The 2,971-nt window shown below is 34.8% G+C and carries 4 protein-coding genes; all 4 read right to left on the reverse strand.

Features of this window, described 5'->3' with window-relative positions:
* Positions 1-719 (reverse strand): nicotinate-nucleotide--dimethylbenzimidazole phosphoribosyltransferase (locus tag MV052_RS00530; RefSeq protein ID WP_297439920.1); only part of this gene is annotated, 719 nt, incomplete at its 3' end.
* A complete protein-coding gene (locus MV052_RS00535; protein WP_297439922.1) occupies positions 716-1,411 on the reverse strand; it encodes a phosphotransferase in 696 nt (231 codons plus the stop codon). The genes MV052_RS00535 and MV052_RS00530, both read right to left, overlap by 4 nt.
* The gene (locus MV052_RS00540; RefSeq protein ID WP_297439924.1) at positions 1,408-2,070 is read right to left on the reverse strand and encodes a precorrin-2 C(20)-methyltransferase; all 663 of its coding nucleotides are present in this window, start codon (positions 2,068-2,070) and stop codon (positions 1,408-1,410) included. The genes MV052_RS00535 and MV052_RS00540 overlap by 4 nt, the downstream gene beginning before the upstream one ends.
* On the reverse strand, positions 2,067-2,888 hold the full coding sequence (locus MV052_RS00545; protein WP_297439926.1) for a sirohydrochlorin cobaltochelatase: 822 nt from the start codon (positions 2,886-2,888) through the stop codon (positions 2,067-2,069). The genes MV052_RS00540 and MV052_RS00545 overlap by 4 nt, the downstream gene beginning before the upstream one ends.
* Positions 2,889-2,971 lie beyond the last annotated feature (83 nt).

Genomic DNA, 2,971 nt, shown 5'->3' on the forward strand with positions numbered 1-2,971 from the left:
AAAACTAAAGGCATACCTCTTTTGCAAGCTCCCACTACAAAACCAGCATTAAAGATGAGCATATTGTCACTTACTTTTGAGAGCTTATCGAACTCATCATCGCTTTGGACGATGTTTTTTAATGCACTCTCTACCACCCTTTGCTTTATGCTAAGTGGGGCATCTTTAAAACTGCTACTAAATTTATCTTTACAGTCATAACCAAGTGCAAGTGCCGTTGTGAGAGCTGTTGTAGTTCCGCTTGGAACACTCTCTGCTAGTATGAGATAGTCTGTTTTTAGCTCATACTTTGAGGCAAACTCAACACCCATATCGAAAAGTTTTTTTGCCTCTATATTGGCTCCATTTTCTATACTCAAAGATGGATTTAGACCAAAACTATGTACATCAAAATAGTCCAGTTCTGGTTTTACTTGCGCACCTAAATCAAATAGTTCTAACCTGTAAAATGGTTTTAAAAGATGCACAGCACGGCTTATAAGTGCAGGTGTTGGAACTCCTTTTGGAGTTTCGGCTATACTCTCAAGACTTCTAACCTCTCCTGTACACAGAAACTCAGCATCAAGAGTTGGTGTAAGGTGTATGAGTCCTGGGATTCCAGCTTGTGTTATGCCCTCTATCTCGCAAGTTTTTGTTGTGCTAATGCTCAAAGCAAAAGAAGCACTTTTTCCTCTTAGATTTTCTATAAAATCAACATTTCCTACTATTTTTTTTATCATAATAACCTCATTAAATCTTTATAATCTCTTCCGACTTTTACCCTGCATGCACAGTAATAAACAAGAGCATACTTTATATACTCATTTAGCTCATCAACTTCTACTGCCATACCATAAGTCCTCAACAAGCCTCTTTTTTGTTCACAATTTAGACCAAAAGAGAAGCTAACAACCGCTAACTCAAAAAGAGGGTCCCCTTCACATGCATCTATAAAATCAAACACTCCACCAAGTCGGTTTTCTTCAAACACAATATTATCCCAAAAAAGATCGCCATGAATCACAAAGCTCTCTTTTGGCTCAACCTTAAGCGAGTTAAAAACCTCTTTTAGTCTCTCATCATTCGAATTTAAAACAAGCTCTCTTACTCTTTTTTTTGTAAAAAGTTTTGGGTTGTTTGATTTTAGATTAAGTGCGTGAAACTCTTTTAAAAACAGTGCCAACTCTTCAAGCTCAAAACTGTTTATATGTTTTTTACTCTTACCTTCAAGCTTTGTATATCTTAAAGCTAGTTTACCTCTACATGTAAAAAGCTCGCCCATAACCTTTGGAACTTTTAAATGTTCAAGTTTTTTTAAAAGCTTTATCTCCTCTTCAATCTGCTCTTTTGAGGCTTGGTTAAACAGCTTTAAAACTGTTCCATCACTATCAAAATATACCTCATCGGTATGCCCAAACTCTGCTCGTCTCATCTAAAAAAATCAATAAACAGAGTCATATACTTCTCGACTCTGCTCTTTTTCCCTTTAACTATGTTTTCATCTTTAAAGTTTAAATTCTCAAAAGTATAAAGACTTCCTTGCTCTTTTATGACTGCAGTATCCATGCCTATTTTTGGTCGCATATAGATTTTTGTTTTTGGTACATCTTTACCCAAAAGAGGCACTATCTCTAAAGCACTATCTCCAACACAAAGAGGTTTTTTTATAACTGCTGAAGCTTGAGAAAAGGAGGTGATACCAGCTATAACTTCTGCATTTTCATAAACATCTGCATTTTGCTCTTTAATTAGATCCAAAAGATAGTAAACACTACTATAAATCGCACTATCTCCAAGAGTAACAAAGCTAACTTTATCTCTACATGTAAAGGCTTCTAAGATAGCATCTACTTGAGACTGCCAATCCTCTTTTTTGAACTGCATTGGAGCATAAAGTGGTATAATCTCTTTGTTAAATCCAAACTCATTCATAAGCTTCTTGACAATCTTGTAGCTTATAGACTTCTCAAAACTTCCCTTGCTTTTAGTTGGAACGCAGATAGCATCGCTCTGTTTTAAGACCCTAAGAGCTTTCAAGCTCACTAACTCAAAATCACCAGGTCCAAGTGAAACCATATAGAGTTTTTTCAAAGTGCATATCCTGATTTGGTAAATGTCTCTTTGATATTTTCTAAAACAATATCTTGGATATTAGTTACCCCTAAAAGGTTAAAACTTTTTTGATCTTCTAAAGTCGCCATAGAGGAGTCAAAATCACTCAAGAAGTCATCTTTTATATCATGCATATCTTTTTCGTAGTGGTTTCCACTAACTAAAAGCATAGGTATGACTTGCACCTTTTTGAAGCCTTTTTTCCTGATATTTTCTTTTATAACATCTTTAACATCACTATAAGCAAATGCACCCTCTAATGAAAATGCAAAATTACGCTCATCTAAAAACTCCAGATACTTAGCACAGTAGTTAATAGACTCAATCCCTAATGTATCTAGCTTTGGAGTCCCATGAATCACAAACAGGTTTGCAGTCTGCTCATGTGATATCTCAAAATACAAATCTTTTAAAAACCTGCTTGTCTGCTTTGTTTTGGTCAAAATTGCATCGGTATAGTTTATGTTTGCTAAAGAAAAACTAGCAAATCCATCTACAATCTTCTTCATAAACTCATGCTCATCTGTTGGAAAAAGGTTGATTGAACTTACTACTATATGTTTGTATCCAAGCATATCAACATCTGCTAAAACTTGTGCCAAGTTCTTAAACTTTTCATCTTTTCTAGCAAGATGCTTTAAAACCATACGAGAGCTAAAACTAAGATATACATCACAAGATAGAAACTCTTTTTTCACAATCTCTTTTAAATCCAAGTATCTCTGTTGCTCTATAACTGAGCCAAAACAAGACAAGACAATTGCCTTGTCTTTTTTATAGTGCCTGTATCTCTTCATCAGGCTTTACAGTTATTTAATTTTTTGTCAAATAAAATATTGCATTTTGTTGAATTGAACGCTTTTACTGCACTTAAAACTGC

The organism is Sulfurimonas sp. (genome assembly GCF_026988655.1).
In the GTDB taxonomy this organism is placed as follows: Bacteria; Campylobacterota; Campylobacteria; order Campylobacterales; family Sulfurimonadaceae; genus Sulfurimonas.